Consider the following 18,043-nt stretch of genomic DNA (forward strand, 5'->3'; position numbering starts at 1 on the left):
CGCAACGGCACGGGTTCGCGGTCCGTGCGGCCCGCCCCGGCGCGTCAGTCCTGGAAGAGCGACGCGGCCGCGCGGGCGTCATACGCGACGTCGTCGAGGTCGTCGCCGACGGCGTTCACATGTCCGACCTTGCGGCCCGAGCGCGGGTCCTTGCCGTACGTGTGCACCTTGACGGCGGGGTGCGCGGCGAACACGCTCCCAAGACGGTCGTCGAGGCTGCCGGAGGCGGGCCCGCCGAGGATGTTCACCATGACGGCCCACTCCTGCCGCGGCGACGGGTCGCCCAGGGGCAGGTCGAGCACCGCCCGCAGGTGCTGCTCGAACTGACTGGTCATCGCGCCGTCCTGCGTCCAGTGCCCGGAGTTGTGCGGGCGCATCGCGAGCTCATTGACGAGGATGCGGTCGTCGGTCGTCTCGAACAGCTCGACCGCCAGCATCCCGGTCACCCCGAGGCCCTCGGCGATGCCGACGCCGACGCGGGCGGCGGCGTCCGACAATGGCGCGCTGAGGTGCGGGGCGGGCGCTATCACCTCGGCGCAGACGCCGTCCCGCTGGATGGTCTCCACGACCGGGTAGGCGCGCACCTGCCCGGACGGGCGGCGGGCGACCTGCTGCGACAGCTCGCGTCGGAAATCCACGAGCTCCTCCACGAGGAGCCGGCCGCCGCGGGCGTCCTCGGCCAGCGCCGCGAACCAGTCCTCGGCCTCGGTGGCCGCGCTCACCACGCGCACGCCCTTGCCGTCATACCCGCCGCGCGGCGTCTTCACCACCGCCCGGCCGCCGTGCCCGTCGAGGAACTCCTGCAGCTGTGCGGTGTCGGACACCGCCGCCCAGTCCGGCTGCGGCATCCCGAGCTCGTCGAGGCGGGCGCGCATCAGCAGCTTGTCCTGGGCGTACTGCAGCGCGTCGGGCCCGGGGTGCACGGCAACGCCGGCGTCCACGAGCGCGCGCAGCACCGGCTGCGGGACGTGCTCATGATCGAACGTGACGACATCCACGGTCTTCGCGAACTCCAGGACCGTGTCCGCGTCGCGGTAGTCGCCGACGGCGGATGCCGCCAGCTGCGCCGCCATGCCGTCCTGCTCGGCGAGCACCTGCAGGTCGACGCCGATCTCGACGGCGGGCGCGATCATCATCCGGGCCAGCTGGCCCCCGCCCACCACTCCGACTCGCAGCGTCATCCTGCTCCCTTCGCCCCGACCATTCTCGCGTATCGACGCGCGAGTCAGGATCCCGCGGACGCCAGCGGGATGGACGTCGCGTCGCGGTGGGCGAGGATCTGGCTGACCTCGACCTGGTCCACGAGCGCCTCGTGCACGAGCGCGACGCTCGGGACGTTGCGCAGCCGCATCGGCTCGTCGACCCCGTTGGACAGGATGAGCGTGCCCGTCCCCCACAGCCGCTGCAGCGGACCGCGGCGCAGCTGGATCGTGTACCCCCGGACGTGCTCGAGCTCGCGGCGGCGCACGCGGAGGATGCCACGGCGCTCCATGATGCGGCGCGTGGTCAGCAGGTACACGTGCGACCACCAGGACAGGAACGGCATCACCACGAGCAGCACCACGACGACGATGGCGGCACCGCCGAGCATCAAGTCCTCGAACGGGGCCGGGAGGTTGCCCCACAGCCGCCCGGTGGCCGCGGCAACCCCGATCAGCACGAGCGCCGACCAGAACAGCCGGCGCGCGTGCGGGCGGAACCGGGCGATGCGCAACTCAGGCGTCGGCGATCCCGGGGCCGGCGTGAAGGGCCGTCCCCCGATGGTCGTCGGCTGGCTCATACGTCCATTCTCACCGGCACCGCCGACATCCACGCGCATATGGCGCCGGATGTCGCCTCAGGCTCCCCGCACGTGCACGACATCCCCCGCCGAGACGGCGGTCTCGGCCGCCCCGGACACGACGACGAGCCGTCCGTCGTCGTCGAGCCGCTGCGCGATGCCCTCCAGCTGCGACCCGTCGGGCAGCAAGACCCGCACCCGCTGGCCGAGGGTCAGGCACAGCGCCTCGATCTCGCCGCGCACGCCCGCCTGCGCCGCACTGCCCCGCGCGAGGGCCGCGAGCTGCTCGTCGAGCGCTGTTAGGTAATCGGCGAGGAGCCGGTCCTCGTCCGCCTCGCGCCCTATCTCGGCGAATGAGGTGGCGGTGGGCAGCGGCAGGTCGGCACGGCTCATCCGGGTGTTGATGCCGGAGCCGATCACGACGACATCCTCGCTGATCATCTCGGCGAGGATGCCGCAGATCTTCCCCCCGTCCACGAGCACGTCGTTCGGCCACTTCAGACCCACGGAGTGCCCGGTGCCGAGCAGTTGCGCGCCGATGGCGCGGGCCATCGCCGCCCCCGCGGCGAGCGGGATCCAGCCGCGGGACGCCGGCGGGATGCCGGGGATGCGCACCACCACCGACACGGCCAGGGAGGTGCCCGGCGGTGCCGTCCAGGTGCGGTCGAGCCGGCCGCGCCCGGCGCGCTGGTCATGCGTCAGCAGCAGGCTCAGGTGCGGCCACGCCGACGGCTCCGCGGATGCCATGGCCACGACATCCGCGTTCGTGGACCCCGTGGACTCGACGACCTGGACCCGCGGGCTGACGGCCGCGGTGCGCGGAAATCCCTGTGTCATGGGGCGAGCTTACGGCGTGGCCGCGCGGGGCCGTCGGCGGCGGCGGCGCTGCTGCGGGCACCGCGCCGAGCGGAGGGCATCCCGCCCAGCGGAGGGCAGGAGGGGCGGGAGAGCCCTCGCGCGAGTCGAAAGCCCTCGCCTCGGCGGCCGCGCGCGGCGCGCCGCCGGCGCCTCCCCAGGCCGGGGTCTGCCGCGACTTCTCCACAGAATCTGCCCGCGGCGGCATCCACCCACCCGCCGCGCACGACACTCGGGGGATGGAACCGCCGATCGTATCGAGCCGAAGGCTGCGGGAGAGGATGACGGCGTTCGGGTACGTGCACCGTCTGGACCTGGTGGATGCCGGATGGAGCGGTGAGAGCATCCGGGCCGCCGTGCGGGCGGGACAGTTCATCGTCGCCCGCCGCCACTGGATCCTCGCGCCGGAGAGCGGCCCGATCCTCGTGCGCGCCGCCCGCGCCGGCGGCAGGGTGACGTGCCGCAGCGCCACGCGGCTGCTCGGGCTGTGGGATCCAGGACTGACCGACGTCGGGCACATCGCCGTAGGCGCCCACTCCAGCAGCTGCTTCGAGTCCGGCATCGTCGTGCACCGGGCGAAGCCGATCGCACCGATCCCGCCGCGGGACCTCGTCGATCCGATCGAGAACGTGCTGGCGGCCATCGCCACGTGCTTCCCGTACGAACAGGCACGCTCGATCTGGGACTCCGCACTGCGGGCGCGGAAGACCACCCTCGAGCACCTCCGCGCCGTGCCGGGCTGGCCGCCGCAGGCCCGGCGGCTGCTGACGGAGGCCACCGCGCTGTCGCACTCCGGGCTCGAGACGAGGGTCGTAACGCGCCTTGCCCGCGTCGGCGTGGCGATGGTGCAGCAGGCGCTGATCGCCGGCCATCGGGTCGACGGACTGATCGGCGAACGGCTCGTGATCCAGATCGACGGTTACGAGTTCCATCAGGATGCCCGGCAGCGCCGCTCGGACATTGCGCACGACGTCGAGCTGCGGCTGCTCGGCTACACCGTGCTCCGGTTCGACTATTTCCAGGTCGTGCACTGCTGGCCGCAGGTGGAGGCGCAGATCCTCGCCGCCATCGCGCAGGGTCTCCACCTCGCCGCCCGCTGAGCCGTCTCACCTCGCCGCCCGCTGAGCCGAGGGCATCCCACCCGGCGGAGGGCATTCCGCGCGCATCCGCCCTCCGCTCGCGCGCAGGCCCTCCGCTCGGCAGGGGCGGGCAGGGTACGGGATGCCGCGCCCGTGCGACTCCCACAGTGAATGGCGGGTCTGCTTGTGCGCGGCCTCCAACCGGCGGCTGGCGGCGGTCGTTAGGGTGGAATGCGTGACGGAACCGGACCTGACCACGACCGCCGGCAAGATCGCCGACCTGCGCGCCCGCTTCCAGCAGGCCGTGGTCGACGCCGAGGCGACGGCGCAGACGAAGCAGCACGCGAAGCACAAGCTGACGGCGCGCGAGCGCATCGACATGCTGCTGGACAAGGGCTCGTTCACCGAGATCGACGAGTACGTGCGGCACCGCACGACCGCGTTCGGCATGGACAGGGCACGCCCCTACGGCGACTCCGTCGTCACCGGCGTCGGCACGATCCACGGCCGCACCGTCGCCGTCTACGCGCAGGACTTCTCCACGTTCGGCGGGTCGCTGGGCGAGGTCGCCGGCGAGAAGATCATCAAGGTCATGGAGCTCGCGCTGCGCAGCGGCATCCCGATCGTCGGCATCCTCGACTCCGGCGGCGCCCGGATCCAGGAGGGCGTGGTCGCGCTCGGCAAGTACGGCGAGATCTTCCGCCTGAACACCGCCGCCTCCGGCGTCATCCCGCAGATCTCGATCATCATGGGCCCGGCCGCCGGCGGCGCCGTGTACTCCCCCGCCCTCACCGACTTCGTCGTGATGGTCGACAAGTCCAGCCAGATGTTCGTCACCGGACCGGATGTGATCAAGACCGTCACCGGCGAGGACGTCGGGATGGAGGAGCTCGGCGGCGCGTACACGCACAACACCCGTTCCGGCGTCGCGCACTACCTGGCCGACGACGAGGACGACGCGATCGACTACGTCCGCGGTCTGCTCGGCTTCCTCCCCGACAACAACATGGCCGAGCTGCCGGTGTACGAGAGCGCGTTCGAATGGGAGACCACCGACTCCGACCGCGCCCTGAACACGGTGATCCCGGACTCCCCCAACCAGCCGTACGACATCCACCTGGTGATCGAGCGGATCGTGGACGCGGGCGACTTCCTCGAGGTGCAGCCGCTGTTCGCGCCGAACATCGTCGTGGGCTTCGGCCGCGTCGAGGGCCGCACGGTCGGCATCATCGCGAACCAGCCGAACCAGATGGCGGGCACCCTGAACATCGACGCGGGTGAGAAGGCGAGCCGCTTCGTGCGGTTCTGCGACGCGTTCAGCGTGCCGATCGTGACCCTCGTCGACGTGCCCGGATACCTGCCCGGCACCGACCAGGAATGGACGGGCGTCATCCGCCGCGGCGCGAAGCTGCTCTACGCGTATGCCGAGGCCACCGTGCCGCTGGTCACCGTGATCCTCCGCAAGGCGTACGGCGGGGCCTACATCGTGATGGGGTCCAAGCAGCTGGGCGCCGACGTGAACGTCGCATGGCCCACCGCGGAGATCGCCGTGATGGGCGGGCAGGGCGCCGTGAACATCCTGTACCGCGGCGAGCTCAAGCGCGCCGCGGAGGCCGGGGAGGATGTCGCCGCCGTGCGCGCGCGGCTCGCGAACGAGTACACGTACAACGTGGCATCCCCGTTCCTGGCCGCCGAGCGCGGCGAGCTCGACAGCATCCTGGAGCCCGCGCAGACCCGCGTTTTCATCGCCAAATCGCTGCGGGCGCTGCGCGGGAAGCGGGCAAGTCTGCCCGCGAAGAAGCACGGTAACATCCCGCTATGAGCGCGGCGCAGGCGGACGCGGCGGCCGACGAGCCGCTGCGGATCGAGGTGGTGCGCGGCACTCCCACCGATGAGGAGCTGGCCGCGCTGATCGCCGTTGTCAGCGAGGAGTATTCGTCCCAGGAGGCGGCGGCCACGGCGGCCGACGAGCCCTCCCGGAGCGCCTGGGACCTCACCGCGCGGAGCCTGCGCGAGCCGCTGCGGCGCGAGTTCGGCTGGGGCGGATTCGCCGGCTGACGGCCCGTGCGCGACGCGGTTTTCGCCGGGTTTCTCCTGGAGAAATTACGCGCGTAAATGTCCCCCAAAATGCCTACAGATTTTCCGGGCGCGCTGACGGATACTTGAGGTGCTGGAACGCTTCTGCGTTCGGCTGGCCGGCTCGTCCAGGGTAGACGAGCTCAGGTTCGGCCACCGTGGATGGTTTTCGGGTAACCGTCCACCAGGCGAGGGGCGGGCGGCTTCGCCGCCCCTCGCCTCTCTCTTCGCCTCCGCGCACGACGCCGCGGGATGTCACGGGCTGAGCCGGGATGCCGCGGTCAGTCCGCGGCGGGCGGGCGCGGGATCTCGCGCCACAGGTCCACGCTGTCCTCGTCGGTGAGCGCGCCGCCGGCCGCCGACCGGCCCACCACCGTCACCGCGACCTGCGGGTGGGTGGAGGCGCGGATGAACAGGCGATCCGAGTCCGCCTCGCGCAGGGCCGCAGCCAGATTCGCGCGGATCTGGGCGAGCTGCGTCCCGGTCAGGCCGTCCAGGCCCCCCTCGTCCAGCACCGACACCGTCGCGCCGCGCCGGCGCGCGGCATCCAGCTCGGCGCGCACCCCGTCGTCCAGCAGCCGGGCGCCGCGCAGCTCGTCGCGCAGCTGTCCCTCGGCGATCCGGGCCTCGACGCGCTCCCGCTCGTCGAGATCCCCGGACTGCTCGATGGCGCGGGACAGGATCGGACCGGCCACCGCGAGGGCTCGCTGCACCTGCACGCGCCGCTCGCGCTGCCGCCCGAGCTGCGCCGCCCGCCACGCCGACGCGGTCCGCTGCAACTGCGCGAGCCGGGCGGCGTCACGCGCGGCGCGGTCCATCGACAGCAGCAGCAGCTGTGCGGCCACCACCCACATCACCGAGCCCACGAGCCCGAACGTGAGCGCCGCGAGCGGGCCGATCCAGATCATCGTGGACACGCCCAGCAGGATGAGGCCGATCCAGGCCACCAGTGGCCGGCGGCGGACCATGACCATCGTCATCAGCAGGCCGATCGCCCCCACGTACCAGGTGCCGTAGGACGTCGTGCGCGAGTCGTCGCCTACGCAGTACACGACCGCGGTCGGCATCGCCAGTGCCACCACGAGGGCGACCGCGCACACCCACAGCGGCAGGGGCGTGGGACCGCCCCGCCCCGTGGACATCATGGCGTCGTCGGTCTCCGCGGGTGCGGGGGCCGGGGTCCCGTCCACCACGAGCGCGAGCGCGGCGGCAGCGAGGTAGACGAACGCCACCAGCACCATCACGACGGGGTGGTCGACGGTGCCGCCGGCCCAGACCAGGCCGCGCACGGACAGGTACAGCGCGAACGCGGCCCCGAGCACCGTGAGCATGCCCTGGACGCTGCCCCTCACCTTCATGCGCCCTCCGCCCACTCCAGCGTCACCTGCGTGCCGTCGGGGCTGGAGTCGATGCTCGCGCGCCCGCCCACGGCGGCGACCCGCGCGATGATGGACCCGCGGATGCCGAGCCGGTCGTCGGGGATCGCGTGCAGGTCGAACCCCGGGCCTCCGTCGCGCACGCGGACGGCGACCTGCACGGGGTCCGCCTCGCACGCCACACTCACCCTCAGGCCGGCGGCGCCCGCGTGCTGGATGGCGTTCGCTATCGCCTGCGCGGCGGCCAGCGTCAGCGCCCGGGCCACCACGCCGGGCAGGCGCACGTCGGTCGTGTGCACGCGTTCGACGCGCAGCGGATGGCCGAGTTCCGCGGCGGACGTCTCGATCTCACGCGCTATCGTGTCGGCCGCCACCGGTGCCTCCGACCCCATGCTCGCGTCGCGCTCGGCGTTCGCGAGCCGGGTCAGCGCCTCGCGCGACATCCCGACCGCCAGGGTCCGCTCGCGGTCGCTGTGCGCGCGCTCCACCGCCAGCAGCGCCGCCAGCACGCTGTCGTGCATGAGCGCGCCGACAGCCACCCGCTCCTGCTCCGTCGCGTCGGCGGCCGCCGCAGACGCGTACGACGCGACGGCGGCCGCGCGGGCGGCATCCACGTTCGCCGCAACGGTGCGGAACACCCACCCGAGCACGACGATGATGCCGCCCAGGATCAGGGCGAACGACACGTCCACCGGGACCGGGACCAGGTACGCAGGCGCGAACCCGGTCTGCGTCAGCCGGACGACCCCCCACAGCACGGGGATGACGATGGTGGTGATCACCTGCAGCCGCAGCGGGAAGCTGAGCACGGACGCCGCGGTGCCGATGTTCAGAAGGAAGAAGATCCAGGGCTCCGCCCCGCCGGCGATCGGCACTCCGCTGGTGGCCACCGGCCACAGCACGAGCGCGCCGGTGAAGAACACGACGAACACCCCCGCGAAAAGGCGCACGCCGCGGCCGATGAAACAGGCCACCAGCATCACGAGGTACGGGATGAAGACGATCATCTCCATCGCCGGATGCCAGCCCGGCGCCTCCACGCCCGGGTCCAGGGCGGCGAAGAACCCCTGCGCACCGAGCGCCACGCACCCCACGGCGATGACGATCCCGATGATCCGCTCGACACGGGCCCGCGTGAACGAGCCGAGACGAGCGACCCCCTCGGACGACTGCGGGAGTCGTCCCCAGGCGTCGGCGAGGGGGGCCCGCTCGGTGTCAGGGGGCGGTGTCACTGATCGCCGGCATCCTCGATCGGGGTCAGGATGCCGTCCTCGACGGCACGGCGCAGCAGGTCGACCTTCGTCGGGGCGGGACGGCCCACGTCGACGTACTTGACCCGGACGCGGTTGATGTTCTCCTTCGCGGTGGAGTACGCGATGCCCAGCCGGTCGGCGACCACCTTCAGTGGCAGGCCCGTCGCGTACAGGCGCAGCACCTCGCGCTCGCGCGCCGACAGCTGCGCGTCCGCGAACGCCTGGTCGCCGTCCACGGCGCTGGCCCATTCCACGTTGTTCAGCGGCTCGCCGTGGGCGACGGCCTGCACCGCGGCGATCACCTCGTCGATCGGCGACGCCTTGCTGACGATGCCGGCGGCGCCGGCGGCGAGGGCCTCGCGCACCGCCGCGGGGCGGTCGGCGACGCTGTGGATGATGACGCTGGAGCCGTCGGATGCGAGCCGCTGCACATTCTCGGTCACGGTCGTGCCGTCGCCGAGCGTCAGGTCGAGCACCACGACGTCGGCGGGCAGGGCGGCGTTCACGGCGCGCCAGTCGATGTAGGCGGTGACCGAACTGCCGGAGAACACGACATCCATCCCGTCGGCGCGCGCGCAGGCGGCCTCGAGCCCGAGCCGGACGGACTCGTGATCGTCGATCAGCGCCACATGGGTCATGACCTCAGGCTAGCGTGACCCCGCGACGGGGGTGAGCGCCGCCACGGCCTCGATGTGGTGCGAGTTCGGGAACAGGTCCACGGCCGTCACGGCGGACGCCTCGTATCCGGCCTCGCGGAACGTCTTCAGGTCGCGGGCCAGGGCGATCGGGTCGCAGGCGACGTAGACGACGGATGCCGGGGCCAGCGCGGCGATGTCGCGCACCACCGCGGCGCCGGCGCCGGAGCGCGGCGGGTCCAGGATCACGGCGCCGTCGCGCAGCCGCTGCAGTTCGCGCGGCGACGCCGTGGCGCGCAGCTGCGCGAGCCAGCGGTCGACGCGGGATGTCTCGGCGCGCGCTCCGACCCACTCGGCGAGATTCTCGCCCGCGTGCTCGGTGGCGCGGGCGTCCGACTCGACGCTCACCATCCGCGCCGCGCGGCCCGCGAGCCCGCCGAGCACGGTGGCGAAAAGGCCGACGCCGCCGTACAGGTCCAGGTGCAGCGCCTCCGGGTCGAGTGCGTCCGGGAGCGCCGCGGTGACGAGCCCCGTGAGCGTGGCCGCGGCGCGGTCGTGCACCTGCCAGAAGCCGCCGGCATCGACGCGGAAATCGCGGTCGCCGACCCGTTCCATGACGACCTCGCGCGCCGCCTCGTCGGCGTGCTTGACGCGGGCGGCCACCGCCTGGGCGGCGCGCCGCTCCGTCTCGTCGGGTCGGCGTCCGCCACGGCGCCGCACGGGCTGCCGGCGTCGCTCGGCGGGGCGCGGGACGATGCGCACGCGCCCGTCCGCGGGCCGGACCAGATCGATGCGGCCGGGAGCCGATGCGTGCACGGTGGCGGCGAGCCGCTCGATCGGAGCGACCGCGAGCGGCAGGTCGTCGACGGGGATCACGGTGTGGCTGCGCGCGGCGTACGGGCCGATGCGGCCTTCCTCGTCCACGTGCAGGCTCACGCGGGTGCGCCAGCGCAGGCCGTCACGCTCGTCGTCGCCAGGCACCGGGACCATCTCCGGCGTCACGTCGAGCCCGCCCATCCGTGCCAGGGCGTCCTGCAGCACATCGAGCTTCAGCGTGCGCTGGTGGGTGAGGTCGATGTGCCCGAAGTCCGCGCCGCCGGGCCGGCGCTCGGGCGGCGTGTCGATGTCGGCGGCGCGCCACACATGCGCGCGGCGGTGTGGTGAGGCATCCCGAACCTCCAGCGCCTCGCCCCGCCAGAACGACTTCTCCCCGGTCTGGGTGAGCTGCACGCGCACGCGTTCGCCGGGGAGCGTGTCGGGCACGAAGACGACCCGCCCCTCGTGCCGCCCCACGAAGACGCCCCCATGGGCGACGGCGGTGATGTCGAGTTCGACCTGGTCGCCCGGTTGCATCATCCGATCGTTCCACACCTGCCTGACCGACCGCCGCCGCTACCGTGGAGCCATGCGTGTGTGCCTGGCCTCCACCTCCCCCGCCCGTCTCATGCTGCTGCGGCAGGCCGGCATCGATCCGCAGACGATGGCGCCCGACGTGGATGAGGAGGCGATAGTGTCGGCCGTCCAGTCCGCGGAGGGCCGGATGCTGGAGCCGGAGGAGTACGTGCTGCTGCTGGCGCGCCGCAAGGCGGCGGACGTGGCATCCCGCATCGCCGCCGACGACCCTGGGTTCGACGGCGTCGTGATCGGCGGCGATTCGATGTTCGTTCTGGACGGGCGGATCCTCGGCAAGCCGTACACGCCGGAGACTGCGACGCAGCGGTGGCGCGAGATGCGGGGCCGCACCGGCGTCCTGCACTCCGGGCACAGCGTGTTCCGGCTGACCCCGGGCGCTGCCCCCGTCGAGGCGCACGCCGTGGCCGAGGCATCCGTCACGTTCGCCGCCGACGTCACCGACGACGAGATCGACGCGTACGTCGCCACCGGCGAGCCGCTCCTGGTCGCGGGCGCTTTCACTGTCGACAGCCTCGGCGGTGCGTTCATCGAGCGGGTCGACGGCGACCCCTCCACGGTGGTCGGGATGTCGCTGTCCACGCTGCGCCGGCTCGTGCGCAGCCTCGGGGTGGGGTGGCCGGATACGTGGACGTCCTCGTAGATGCCTGCACATAAAAGCGCGGGTTTCTTGTGCGGTGCAGTCAAAAGCGGCCGAAATCGGCTGGGTAGGCTGAACACCATGCCTGAAATCGCCAAGGTGCTCATCGCGAACCGCGGCGAGATCGCCGTCCGTGTCATCCGTGCCGCCCGTGACAGCGGGAAGGCGTCGGTCGCCGTCTACGCCGACCAGGACCGGGACGCCCTGCACGCCAAGCTCGCCGACGAGGCGTACGCCCTGGAGGGCGCCACGAGCGCGGAGACGTATCTGTCGATCGACAAGATCCTCTCGATCGCCCGCCGCTCGGGCGCAGACGCGGTGCACCCCGGGTACGGGTTCCTCGCCGAGAACGCCGAGTTCGCGCGCGCCGTGATCGGCGCGGGCCTGGTCTGGATCGGCCCCTCCCCGGAGGCCATTGAGGCGCTCGGCGACAAGGTCACCGCCCGCCACGTGGCCGAGAAGGTCGGGGCGCCGCTGGCGCCCGGCACGCAGGGCACCGTGTCCGGCGCCGACGAGGTCGTCGCTTTCGCGCAGGCGCACGGGCTGCCGGTGGCGATCAAGGCCGCGTACGGCGGCGGCGGGCGCGGGCTGAAGGTCGCCCGCGAGATGGACACCATCGCCGAGCTGTTCGAGTCGGCCACCCGCGAGGCCGTCGCGGCGTTCGGCCGCGGCGAGTGCTTCGTCGAGAAATACCTGGACAAGCCGCGCCACGTCGAGACGCAGTGCCTCGCGGACACCGCCGGCAACGTCGTCGTGGTGTCCACGCGCGACTGCTCGCTGCAGCGGCGCAACCAGAAGCTCGTCGAGGAGGCGCCGGCGCCGTTCCTCACCGACGCGCAGCGCGACGTCCTGTACACGTCGTCCAAGGCGATCCTGCGGGAGGTCGGCTACGTCGGCGCGGGCACATGCGAGTTCCTCATCGGGGCGGACGGCACGGTGTCGTTCCTCGAGGTGAACACCCGTCTGCAGGTCGAGCACCCGGTCTCCGAGGAGGTCACCGGCCTGGACCTCGTGCGCGAGCAGTTCCGGATCGCCGAGGGCGGCATCCTCGACTACGACGATCCGGCTCCGCTCGGGCACTCGTTCGAGTTCCGCATCAACGGCGAGGACCCGGGGCGCGGCTTCCTCCCGCAGCCCGGCCCGATCAAGGTGTTCAAGACGTTCGGGGGGCCCGGGATCCGCCTGGATTCGGGCGTCACGGCCGGGGATGTCGTCGGCGGGACGTTCGACTCGCTGCTGGCGAAGATCATCGTGTCCGGCCGCGACCGCGCCGAGGCCCTGGAGCGGGCACGGCGCGCGCTGGACGAGTTCGAGGTGGGCGGGCTGCCCACGGTGCTGCCGTTCCACCGCAAGGTCGTGCGCGACCCGGCGTTCACCGCCCCGGACGGCGTGTTCGGCGTGTACACGCGGTGGATCGAGACCGAGTTCGTGAACGACATCCCGCCGTGGGACGGCGAGGTCGCCGACCCCGAGCACGTCGAGACGCGGCACACCGTCGTGGTCGAGGTCGCCGGCAAGCGCCTGGCGGTCAGCCTGCCCGACCGCATCGCGGCCGCTCCGGTGGCCGCCGGCCGCCCCGCCGTGGCGCCGCCAACGCGCCGCGCGCACTCGTCCGCCGCCGCGATGGGCGCCTCCGGCGATGCCGTGAAATCGCCGATGCAGGCGACGGTCGTCAAGGTCGCCGTCGAGGAGGGGCAGCCGGTCGTCAAGGGCGACCTGGTCGTCGTGCTCGAGGCGATGAAGATGGAGCAGCCGATCCAGGCGCACAAGGACGGCGTGATCGGCGGCATCGACGCGACCCCCGGCTCGACCGTGTCGGCGGGGCATCAGCTGCTGACGATCTCGTAGCGCGGCATCCCGCTCGGTCGCAGCGCGGCGCGGCATCCCGTTCGGTCGTCACGAAATGCGACCTGGGAGGCCACGAACCCGCACTTTGCGACGACTGAAACGCCGGCGCGGAGGCGACGCTCGTGGCTAGGGTCGACACATGGGGATCCTTGCGCGCCGTGGGCTCACCGCGGCCGTGTTGCTCGCCGTCTGCCTGTCCGCGGCGGCGTGCGCCCCCACGCGGGGCTTCGACGCCGACGTCGCGTACGCATGGGCCGACACGCAGTTCCATGCCGAATTCGCGCGAGGATCGCTGGGGCTCGCCGTGGTCGGCACCGACGGGACCTCGAGCTCTGCCGAGACCGGCCTCTCTTTCGCGGCCTCGACGGTCACGGATCTGCGAGTGCGCTGCTACGGCGGAGCGATGATCCAGATCGACGCGCGGATCACCGGCGGGACGGACCATGCGGCGTTGCGCGGGCTCGTCCCGTGCGATCGGACGGATCACCTGATCCCGCTGGCACCGGCATCCCGCTTCCCGGCGACCTCGGTCACGCTGTATGCGATATCGCGGGCAGAGACCGCGGCACTTGTCATCGTCGAAGGCGCGGCAGCCCCGGGCGACGTCTGGGACGGGTACTTCGACAATGAGCTCGGGCGGATCCCGGCGTCTGCCGCGTACTCCGGATCGTTCGCCGCCTCCGGGGTCTTCCAGAGCTCGGATGCCTCGGTTCCCGCAGGCCATCACCGCGTCACGGTCACGTGCGCGGGCGAGGCCACCGTCACGGTCACGCTCGCCGGCCTGGACGAAAGTCGCAACGGCGGAAGCGTCGACGCGTCACCCGCGCTGACGACGGACATCGTGTGCCCGGTCACGGCGCTGCTGGAGCTGACCACAGACCGGTCCGGAATCTCGATGCGCCTGGACAGCCACGGCACGCCCGGCGCATTCCTGGTCCGCGTCGATCCGGGCTATCACCCGCTCGGGCCGTGAGCGATCAGCCGCCGACGTGGATCTGGTGCATCGCGCGGGTCGCGTCCGTGATGCTCCCCGACAGGGACGGATACACCGCGAAGACCCGTGACAGCTGGTCGACGGTGAGACGGCGCTCGACGGCGACGGCCACCGGGTAGATGAGCTCCGACGCCTTCGGTGCGACGATCACACCGCCGATCACCGTGCCGCTGCCGGAGCGGGCGATGACCTTGACGAAGCCGTCCTTGGTGCCCATCATCTTCGCGCGAGGATTCGCCGCCAGCGGCAGCTTGTGCACGACCCCGTTGATGAGGCCGGCGTCGACATCCGCCTCCTGCCAGCCGACGGTGGCGATCTCGGGGGCGGTGAAGATGTTCGAGGCGATCCGGCGCCGCTCGAGCGGGATGACGACGTCGCCGAGCGCGTGGAACACCGCGGTGCGGCCCTGCATCGAGGCGACGGATGCCAGGGGCACGAACGTGGTGCAGTCGCCGGCCGCGTAGATGTTCGGCACCGAGGTGCGTGCGACGCGGTTGACCTGGATGTGCCCCGACTCGGTCATCTGGATGCCGGCCTCTTCCAGGCCGATGTGCTTCGTGTTGGGGATCGAGCCCACCGCCATCAGGCAGTGGCTGCCGGTGATCACGCGGCCGTCGGAGAGCGTGACTTCGACGCCGTCGCCGGTGTTCACGACCTTCTCCGCGCGGGATTTCGACAGCACCTGCATGCCACCGCGCTTGAAGACCTTCTCGAGGACGGCCGCGGCATCCTTGTCCTCCCCCGGCAGCACGCGCTCGCGGCTGGAGACAAGCGACACCTTCGCGCCGAGGTTCATGTACGCGCCGGCGAACTCGGCGCCGGTGACGCCGGAACCCACGACGATGAGGTGCGGCGGCAAAGCCTTCATGTCGTACAGCTGGGTCCAGGTGAGGATGCGGTCGCCGTCCGGCAGCGCCGACGGGAGCTCGCGGGGGGCCGCGCCCACCGACACGACGAGCGTGTCGGCTTCGATGCGGTCGAAGTCGGTGCCGCCGTGGGCGGTGGCGGCCACGATGGCGTTGCTTCCCTCGAGACGTCCATGCCCGGAGATGATGCGGACGCCGGCATCGACCAGGGCCGCGCGCATGTCGTCGGACTGCTGCCGCGCGAGTGAGAGCAGGCGGTGGTTGACGGCCGCGAGGTTTATGGCGATCTCGGGCTTGAGTGGCTTGCCGTGCGCGCCCTTCGCGAACAGCTGGACGCCGAGGTCGGATGCCTGCGCTATTGCCACCGCCGCGTCGGCGGTGGCAATAAGGCTCTTCGACGGAACGACGTCGGTGATGACGGCCGATCCGCCGACGCCGGCGCGCTCGACGAGCGTGACCTCGGCCCCGAGCTGGGCGGCTGCGAGGGCGGCCTCGTATCCGCCCGGCCCCCCGCCGAGGACGGCGACGGACTGGGTGCGCTCGAAGCTCAACGACATGGAACCCATTCTCTCAGGCCCGCCCTCCCGCCGAGGCATCCCCTAAGTTCGCGGCTGCCTCGCGGGCTTCGGGGCTGCCTCGCGGAGTTCGGGGCTGCCTCGCGGAGTTCGGGGCTGCCTCGCGGGCGAGGGGCGGCCCGGGCTACCGTGGGGGGATGCACGAGATGGACAATCCGCTGGACGATCCGGCCGCAGACCCGTTCGAGATCGCCCGCACCGCCGCCGCCGACATCGCACACCTGACCGGCGTCGGACGGCACGACATCGCCCTCACGCTCGGCAGCGGCTGGGGGAAGGCCGCGGAGGTCGTGGGCGAGACGATCGCCACGATCCCCGCCACCGAGGTCACCGGATTCAGCCACCCCGCGCTGGAGGGTCACGTCGGCACGCTGCGCAGCATCCTCACCCCATCCGGCAAGCGGATCCTCGTGATCGGCGCCCGCACCCACTATTACGAGGGCCACGGCGTGCGCCGCGTCGTGCACTCGGTGCGCACCGCGGCGGCGACCGGCGCGACCGTGATGGTGCTCACGAACGGCGCCGGCGGCGTGAACCGCACGTATACGCCGGGGCGTCCCGTGCTGATCAGCGACCACATCAACCTCACCGCCGACTCGCCGCTGGAAGGCGCCACGTTCGTGGACCTCACCGATCTGTACTCGCGGCGGCTGCGCGGCATCGCACGCACGGTCGACCCGTCGCTGCCCGAGGGGGTGTACTGCCAGTTCCGCGGCCCGCACTACGAGACGCCGGCGGAGGTGCGCATGGCCGGCATCATCGGCGGTGACATCGTCGGAATGTCCACGGCGCTCGAGGCTATCGCGGCGCGCGAGGCGGGCATGGAGGTCCTCGGCTTCTCACTCATCACGAACCTCGCCGCCGGCATCCAGGAGACGCCCCTCAGCCACGACGAGGTGCTCGATGCCGGGCGCGCCGCCGAACCGGTGATCTCGCAGCTGCTCGCGCGGGTCGTCGAGGCGATCTGATGGACGCCGAACTCGCCGCCCGCGCGCAGGCCTGGCTTGCGCAGGACCCCGACCCGCAGACGCGCGCCGAGCTGCGCGAGCTGCTCGATCGCGCGACCGCAGGCGATGTGGATGCCGCGGCCGACGTGGCCGACCGGTTCCGCGGGCGTCTCGGGTTCGGCACGGCGGGCCTGCGCGGTCGGCTCGGGGCGGGCAGCAACCGCATGAACCGCGTCCTCGTCGCCCAGGCCGCCGCCGGATTCGCCGCGTATCTGAACGAGAAGGGCGGCCCGGATGCCGCCCCCACCGTCGTGATCGGCTACGACGGGCGCCGCAACTCGCGCGCTTTCGCTATCGACTCCGCCGAGCTGTTCGCGGGCGCCGGCCTGCGCGCCATCCTGCTGCCGCGCCTGCTGCCGACACCGGTCCTTGCATTCGCCGTGCGGCACCTCGGTGCCGACGCGGGCGTCATGGTGACGGCATCCCACAACCCGTCCGACGACAACGGGTACAAGGTGTACCTCGGCGGCAGCGACCACGGTTCGCAGATCGTCGCGCCCGCCGACAGCGAGATTGCCGCGCACATCCAGCGGGTGGCCGACGAGCTGAGCGTCAGTGAGCTGCCGCGCTCGACCGCGTACGAGACCGCTGCGGAGAGCCTGGTCGACGACTACGTCGCGGCGACCGCGGCTGTGGGACCGGCGCCGGCGGGAGCGACGGGCCTGCGCTGGGTGTACACGGCGATGCACGGCGTCGGGTGGGAGACGATGTCGCGCGTGCTCGAGTCGGCGGGGTACCCGCAGCCGACGACCGTGACCGCGCAGATCGAGCCGGACGGCGCGTTCCCGACCGTGGCCTTCCCGAACCCGGAGGAGCCCGGGGCGATGGGTCTGGCGTTCCAGACCGCGCGGGAGGCGGATGCGGAGTTCGTCATCGCGAACGACCCGGACGCGGACCGTCTCGCGGTCGGCATCCCGTCCCCCGGCGCGGAGGGCGGATGGCGGCGGCTCACCGGGAACGAGGTCGGGCTGCTGCTGGGCTGGCGCGCGGCCCGGGATGCCGCCGGCGGAACCCTCGCCTGCTCACTCGTGTCCTCGCCGGGCCTGGAGGCGGTCGCGGGGCACTACGGCATGGACTTCGCCGCAACGCTCACCGGGTTCAAGTGGATCTCGCGGGCGCCGGGGATCGTGTACGGATTCGAGGAGGCCCTCGGCTACCTCGTGAATCCCGACACCGTGCGCGACAAGGACGGGATCTCGGCGGCCGTCGCCATCCTGCAGCTCGCCGCCGAGGCGCGCGCCGGCGGGCGGACGCTCGCCGGCCTGCTGGACGAGTTCGCGGGCATGTTCGGCGCGTTCGCGAGCGACCAGATCTCGATCCGCGTCGACGATGTCGCCGTGATCGGCCGGATCATGGCGGCGCTGCGCGCGTCGGCTCCGGAGCGGCTCGGGGATGCCGCGGTGGACGCCGTCGAGGACTTCCGCGACGGGCGGGATGGCCTGCCGCCCGCGGACGTCCTGCGGTTGCGCGTCGCCGGGGGCGCACGCGTCATCGTGCGTCCTTCGGGCACCGAGCCGAAGCTCAAGGCGTACCTCGACGTGCGCGGGGACTCCGCGCGGGATGCCGCCGCCCGGTTGGACGCGCTGCGCGACGCCGTCACCGCCCTGCTCGACGCGCTGCAATAACGCGCCGCGCTCTCCGCGAGGCAT

General features: G+C 72.3%; 16 protein-coding genes. 8 read left to right on the plus strand and 8 right to left on the minus strand.

What is annotated here, in order from left to right; genetic code table 11:
* Window positions 1-44 precede the first annotated feature (44 nt).
* Genes GH740_RS06305 through GH740_RS06315 form a run of 3 tightly spaced genes read right to left on the minus strand, consistent with a single transcriptional unit; the run spans window position 45 to window position 2,617 of the window.
* On the minus strand, window positions 45-1,181 hold the full coding sequence (locus GH740_RS06305; protein ID WP_153745234.1) for a 5-(carboxyamino)imidazole ribonucleotide synthase: 1,137 nt from the start codon (window positions 1,179-1,181) through the stop codon (window positions 45-47).
* 44 nt (window positions 1,182-1,225) lie between these two features.
* Window positions 1,226-1,780: a PH domain-containing protein gene (locus GH740_RS06310; protein WP_153745235.1), complete on the minus strand. Its 555-nt coding sequence runs from the start codon at window positions 1,778-1,780 to the stop codon at window positions 1,226-1,228.
* 57 nt (window positions 1,781-1,837) lie between these two features.
* Window positions 1,838-2,617, minus strand: a complete 780-nt coding sequence (locus GH740_RS06315; protein WP_153745236.1) for a biotin--[acetyl-CoA-carboxylase] ligase — start codon at window positions 2,615-2,617, stop codon at window positions 1,838-1,840.
* A gap of 257 nt (window positions 2,618-2,874) precedes the next feature.
* Between GH740_RS06315 and GH740_RS06320 the strand changes: the two genes are divergently transcribed.
* The 3 genes from GH740_RS06320 (at window position 2,875) to GH740_RS06330 (ending at window position 5,772) form a co-directional block, all read left to right on the plus strand.
* A complete protein-coding gene (locus tag GH740_RS06320; protein WP_153745237.1) occupies window positions 2,875-3,735 on the plus strand; it encodes an endonuclease domain-containing protein in 861 nt (286 codons plus the stop codon).
* A gap of 205 nt (window positions 3,736-3,940) precedes the next feature.
* Entirely contained in the window at window positions 3,941-5,536 is a 1,596-nt protein-coding gene (locus tag GH740_RS06325; RefSeq protein ID WP_367640880.1) for an acyl-CoA carboxylase subunit beta, read from the plus strand.
* On the plus strand, window positions 5,533-5,772 hold the full coding sequence (locus GH740_RS06330; protein WP_153745239.1) for an acyl-CoA carboxylase subunit epsilon: 240 nt from the start codon (window positions 5,533-5,535) through the stop codon (window positions 5,770-5,772). Before GH740_RS06325 ends, GH740_RS06330 begins: the two co-directional genes overlap by 4 nt.
* 299 nt (window positions 5,773-6,071) lie before the next feature.
* On the opposite strand, the gene GH740_RS06335 is transcribed toward GH740_RS06330, so the two are convergent.
* From GH740_RS06335 to GH740_RS06350, 4 genes are read right to left on the minus strand one after another with little or no spacing between them, the layout of a single operon-like run.
* Complete coding sequence (locus tag GH740_RS06335; RefSeq protein WP_153745240.1) at window positions 6,072-7,148, minus strand: hypothetical protein; 1,077 nt, start codon at window positions 7,146-7,148, stop codon at window positions 6,072-6,074.
* Window positions 7,145-8,398 carry a sensor histidine kinase gene (locus tag GH740_RS14295; RefSeq protein ID WP_367640883.1) on the minus strand — a complete coding sequence of 418 codons (1,254 nt, stop codon included), beginning with the start codon at window positions 8,396-8,398 and terminating at the stop codon, window positions 7,145-7,147. Before GH740_RS14295 ends, GH740_RS06335 begins: the two co-directional genes overlap by 4 nt.
* Complete coding sequence (locus GH740_RS06345; protein ID WP_153745241.1) at window positions 8,395-9,057, minus strand: response regulator transcription factor; 663 nt, start codon at window positions 9,055-9,057, stop codon at window positions 8,395-8,397. The genes GH740_RS14295 and GH740_RS06345 overlap by 4 nt, the downstream gene beginning before the upstream one ends.
* 9 nt (window positions 9,058-9,066) lie before the next feature.
* The gene (locus GH740_RS06350; protein WP_153745520.1) at window positions 9,067-10,407 is read right to left on the minus strand and encodes a class I SAM-dependent RNA methyltransferase; all 1,341 of its coding nucleotides are present in this window, start codon (window positions 10,405-10,407) and stop codon (window positions 9,067-9,069) included.
* Window positions 10,408-10,459: 52 nt separating this feature from the next.
* On the opposite strand from GH740_RS06350, the gene GH740_RS06355 reads away from it, so the two are divergent.
* The 3 genes from GH740_RS06355 to GH740_RS06365 all read left to right on the plus strand — a co-directional run bounded on the left by GH740_RS06355 (window position 10,460) and on the right by GH740_RS06365 (window position 13,925).
* The gene (locus tag GH740_RS06355) at window positions 10,460-11,107 is read left to right on the plus strand and encodes a nucleoside triphosphate pyrophosphatase (RefSeq protein WP_153745242.1); all 648 of its coding nucleotides are present in this window, start codon (window positions 10,460-10,462) and stop codon (window positions 11,105-11,107) included.
* Between the two features lie 78 nt (window positions 11,108-11,185).
* Window positions 11,186-12,952, plus strand: coding sequence for a biotin carboxylase N-terminal domain-containing protein (locus tag GH740_RS06360; RefSeq protein WP_153745243.1), 1,767 nt, complete (start codon window positions 11,186-11,188; stop codon window positions 12,950-12,952).
* A gap of 139 nt (window positions 12,953-13,091) precedes the next feature.
* Window positions 13,092-13,925 carry a hypothetical protein gene (locus GH740_RS06365; protein WP_153745244.1) on the plus strand — a complete coding sequence of 278 codons (834 nt, stop codon included), beginning with the start codon at window positions 13,092-13,094 and terminating at the stop codon, window positions 13,923-13,925.
* 4 nt (window positions 13,926-13,929) lie between these two features.
* On the opposite strand, the gene GH740_RS06370 is transcribed toward GH740_RS06365, so the two are convergent.
* Window positions 13,930-15,369 (minus strand): NAD(P)H-quinone dehydrogenase, encoded by a 1,440-nt coding sequence (locus tag GH740_RS06370; RefSeq protein ID WP_153745245.1) that lies wholly within the window; start codon window positions 15,367-15,369, stop codon window positions 13,930-13,932.
* A 155-nt stretch (window positions 15,370-15,524) separates the two neighbouring features.
* Between GH740_RS06370 and GH740_RS06375 the strand changes: the two genes are divergently transcribed.
* Window positions 15,525-16,355 (plus strand): purine-nucleoside phosphorylase, encoded by an 831-nt coding sequence (locus tag GH740_RS06375; protein ID WP_153745246.1) that lies wholly within the window; start codon window positions 15,525-15,527, stop codon window positions 16,353-16,355.
* Window positions 16,355-18,019 (plus strand): phospho-sugar mutase, encoded by a 1,665-nt coding sequence (locus tag GH740_RS06380; protein ID WP_153745247.1) that lies wholly within the window; start codon window positions 16,355-16,357, stop codon window positions 18,017-18,019. The genes GH740_RS06375 and GH740_RS06380 overlap by 1 nt, the downstream gene beginning before the upstream one ends.
* The last annotated feature ends 24 nt before the right edge of the window (window positions 18,020-18,043 follow it).

Origin of the sequence: Microbacterium sp. SYP-A9085 (assembly GCF_009649635.1) — a bacterium.
GTDB lineage: Bacteria > Actinomycetota > Actinomycetes > Actinomycetales > Microbacteriaceae > Microbacterium.

Coding starts and splice junctions, on each gene's coding strand:
- GH740_RS06305 (WP_153745234.1), bottom strand. CDS start 1,181: ATGACGCTGCGAGTCGGAGTGGTGGGCGGGGGCCAGCTGGCCCGGATG.
- GH740_RS06310 (WP_153745235.1), bottom strand. CDS start 1,780: ATGAGCCAGCCGACGACCATCGGGGGACGGCCCTTCACGCCGGCCCCG.
- GH740_RS06315 (WP_153745236.1), bottom strand. CDS start 2,617: ATGACACAGGGATTTCCGCGCACCGCGGCCGTCAGCCCGCGGGTCCAG.
- GH740_RS06320 (WP_153745237.1), top strand. CDS start 2,875: ATGGAACCGCCGATCGTATCGAGCCGAAGGCTGCGGGAGAGGATGACG.
- GH740_RS06330 (WP_153745239.1), top strand. CDS start 5,533: ATGAGCGCGGCGCAGGCGGACGCGGCGGCCGACGAGCCGCTGCGGATC.
- GH740_RS06335 (WP_153745240.1), bottom strand. CDS start 7,148: ATGAAGGTGAGGGGCAGCGTCCAGGGCATGCTCACGGTGCTCGGGGCC.
- GH740_RS06345 (WP_153745241.1), bottom strand. CDS start 9,057: ATGACCCATGTGGCGCTGATCGACGATCACGAGTCCGTCCGGCTCGGG.
- GH740_RS06350 (WP_153745520.1), bottom strand. CDS start 10,407: ATGCAACCGGGCGACCAGGTCGAACTCGACATCACCGCCGTCGCCCAT.
- GH740_RS06355 (WP_153745242.1), top strand. CDS start 10,460: ATGCGTGTGTGCCTGGCCTCCACCTCCCCCGCCCGTCTCATGCTGCTG.
- GH740_RS06360 (WP_153745243.1), top strand. CDS start 11,186: ATGCCTGAAATCGCCAAGGTGCTCATCGCGAACCGCGGCGAGATCGCC.
- GH740_RS06365 (WP_153745244.1), top strand. CDS start 13,092: ATGGGGATCCTTGCGCGCCGTGGGCTCACCGCGGCCGTGTTGCTCGCC.
- GH740_RS06370 (WP_153745245.1), bottom strand. CDS start 15,369: ATGTCGTTGAGCTTCGAGCGCACCCAGTCCGTCGCCGTCCTCGGCGGG.
- GH740_RS06375 (WP_153745246.1), top strand. CDS start 15,525: ATGCACGAGATGGACAATCCGCTGGACGATCCGGCCGCAGACCCGTTC.
- GH740_RS06380 (WP_153745247.1), top strand. CDS start 16,355: ATGGACGCCGAACTCGCCGCCCGCGCGCAGGCCTGGCTTGCGCAGGAC.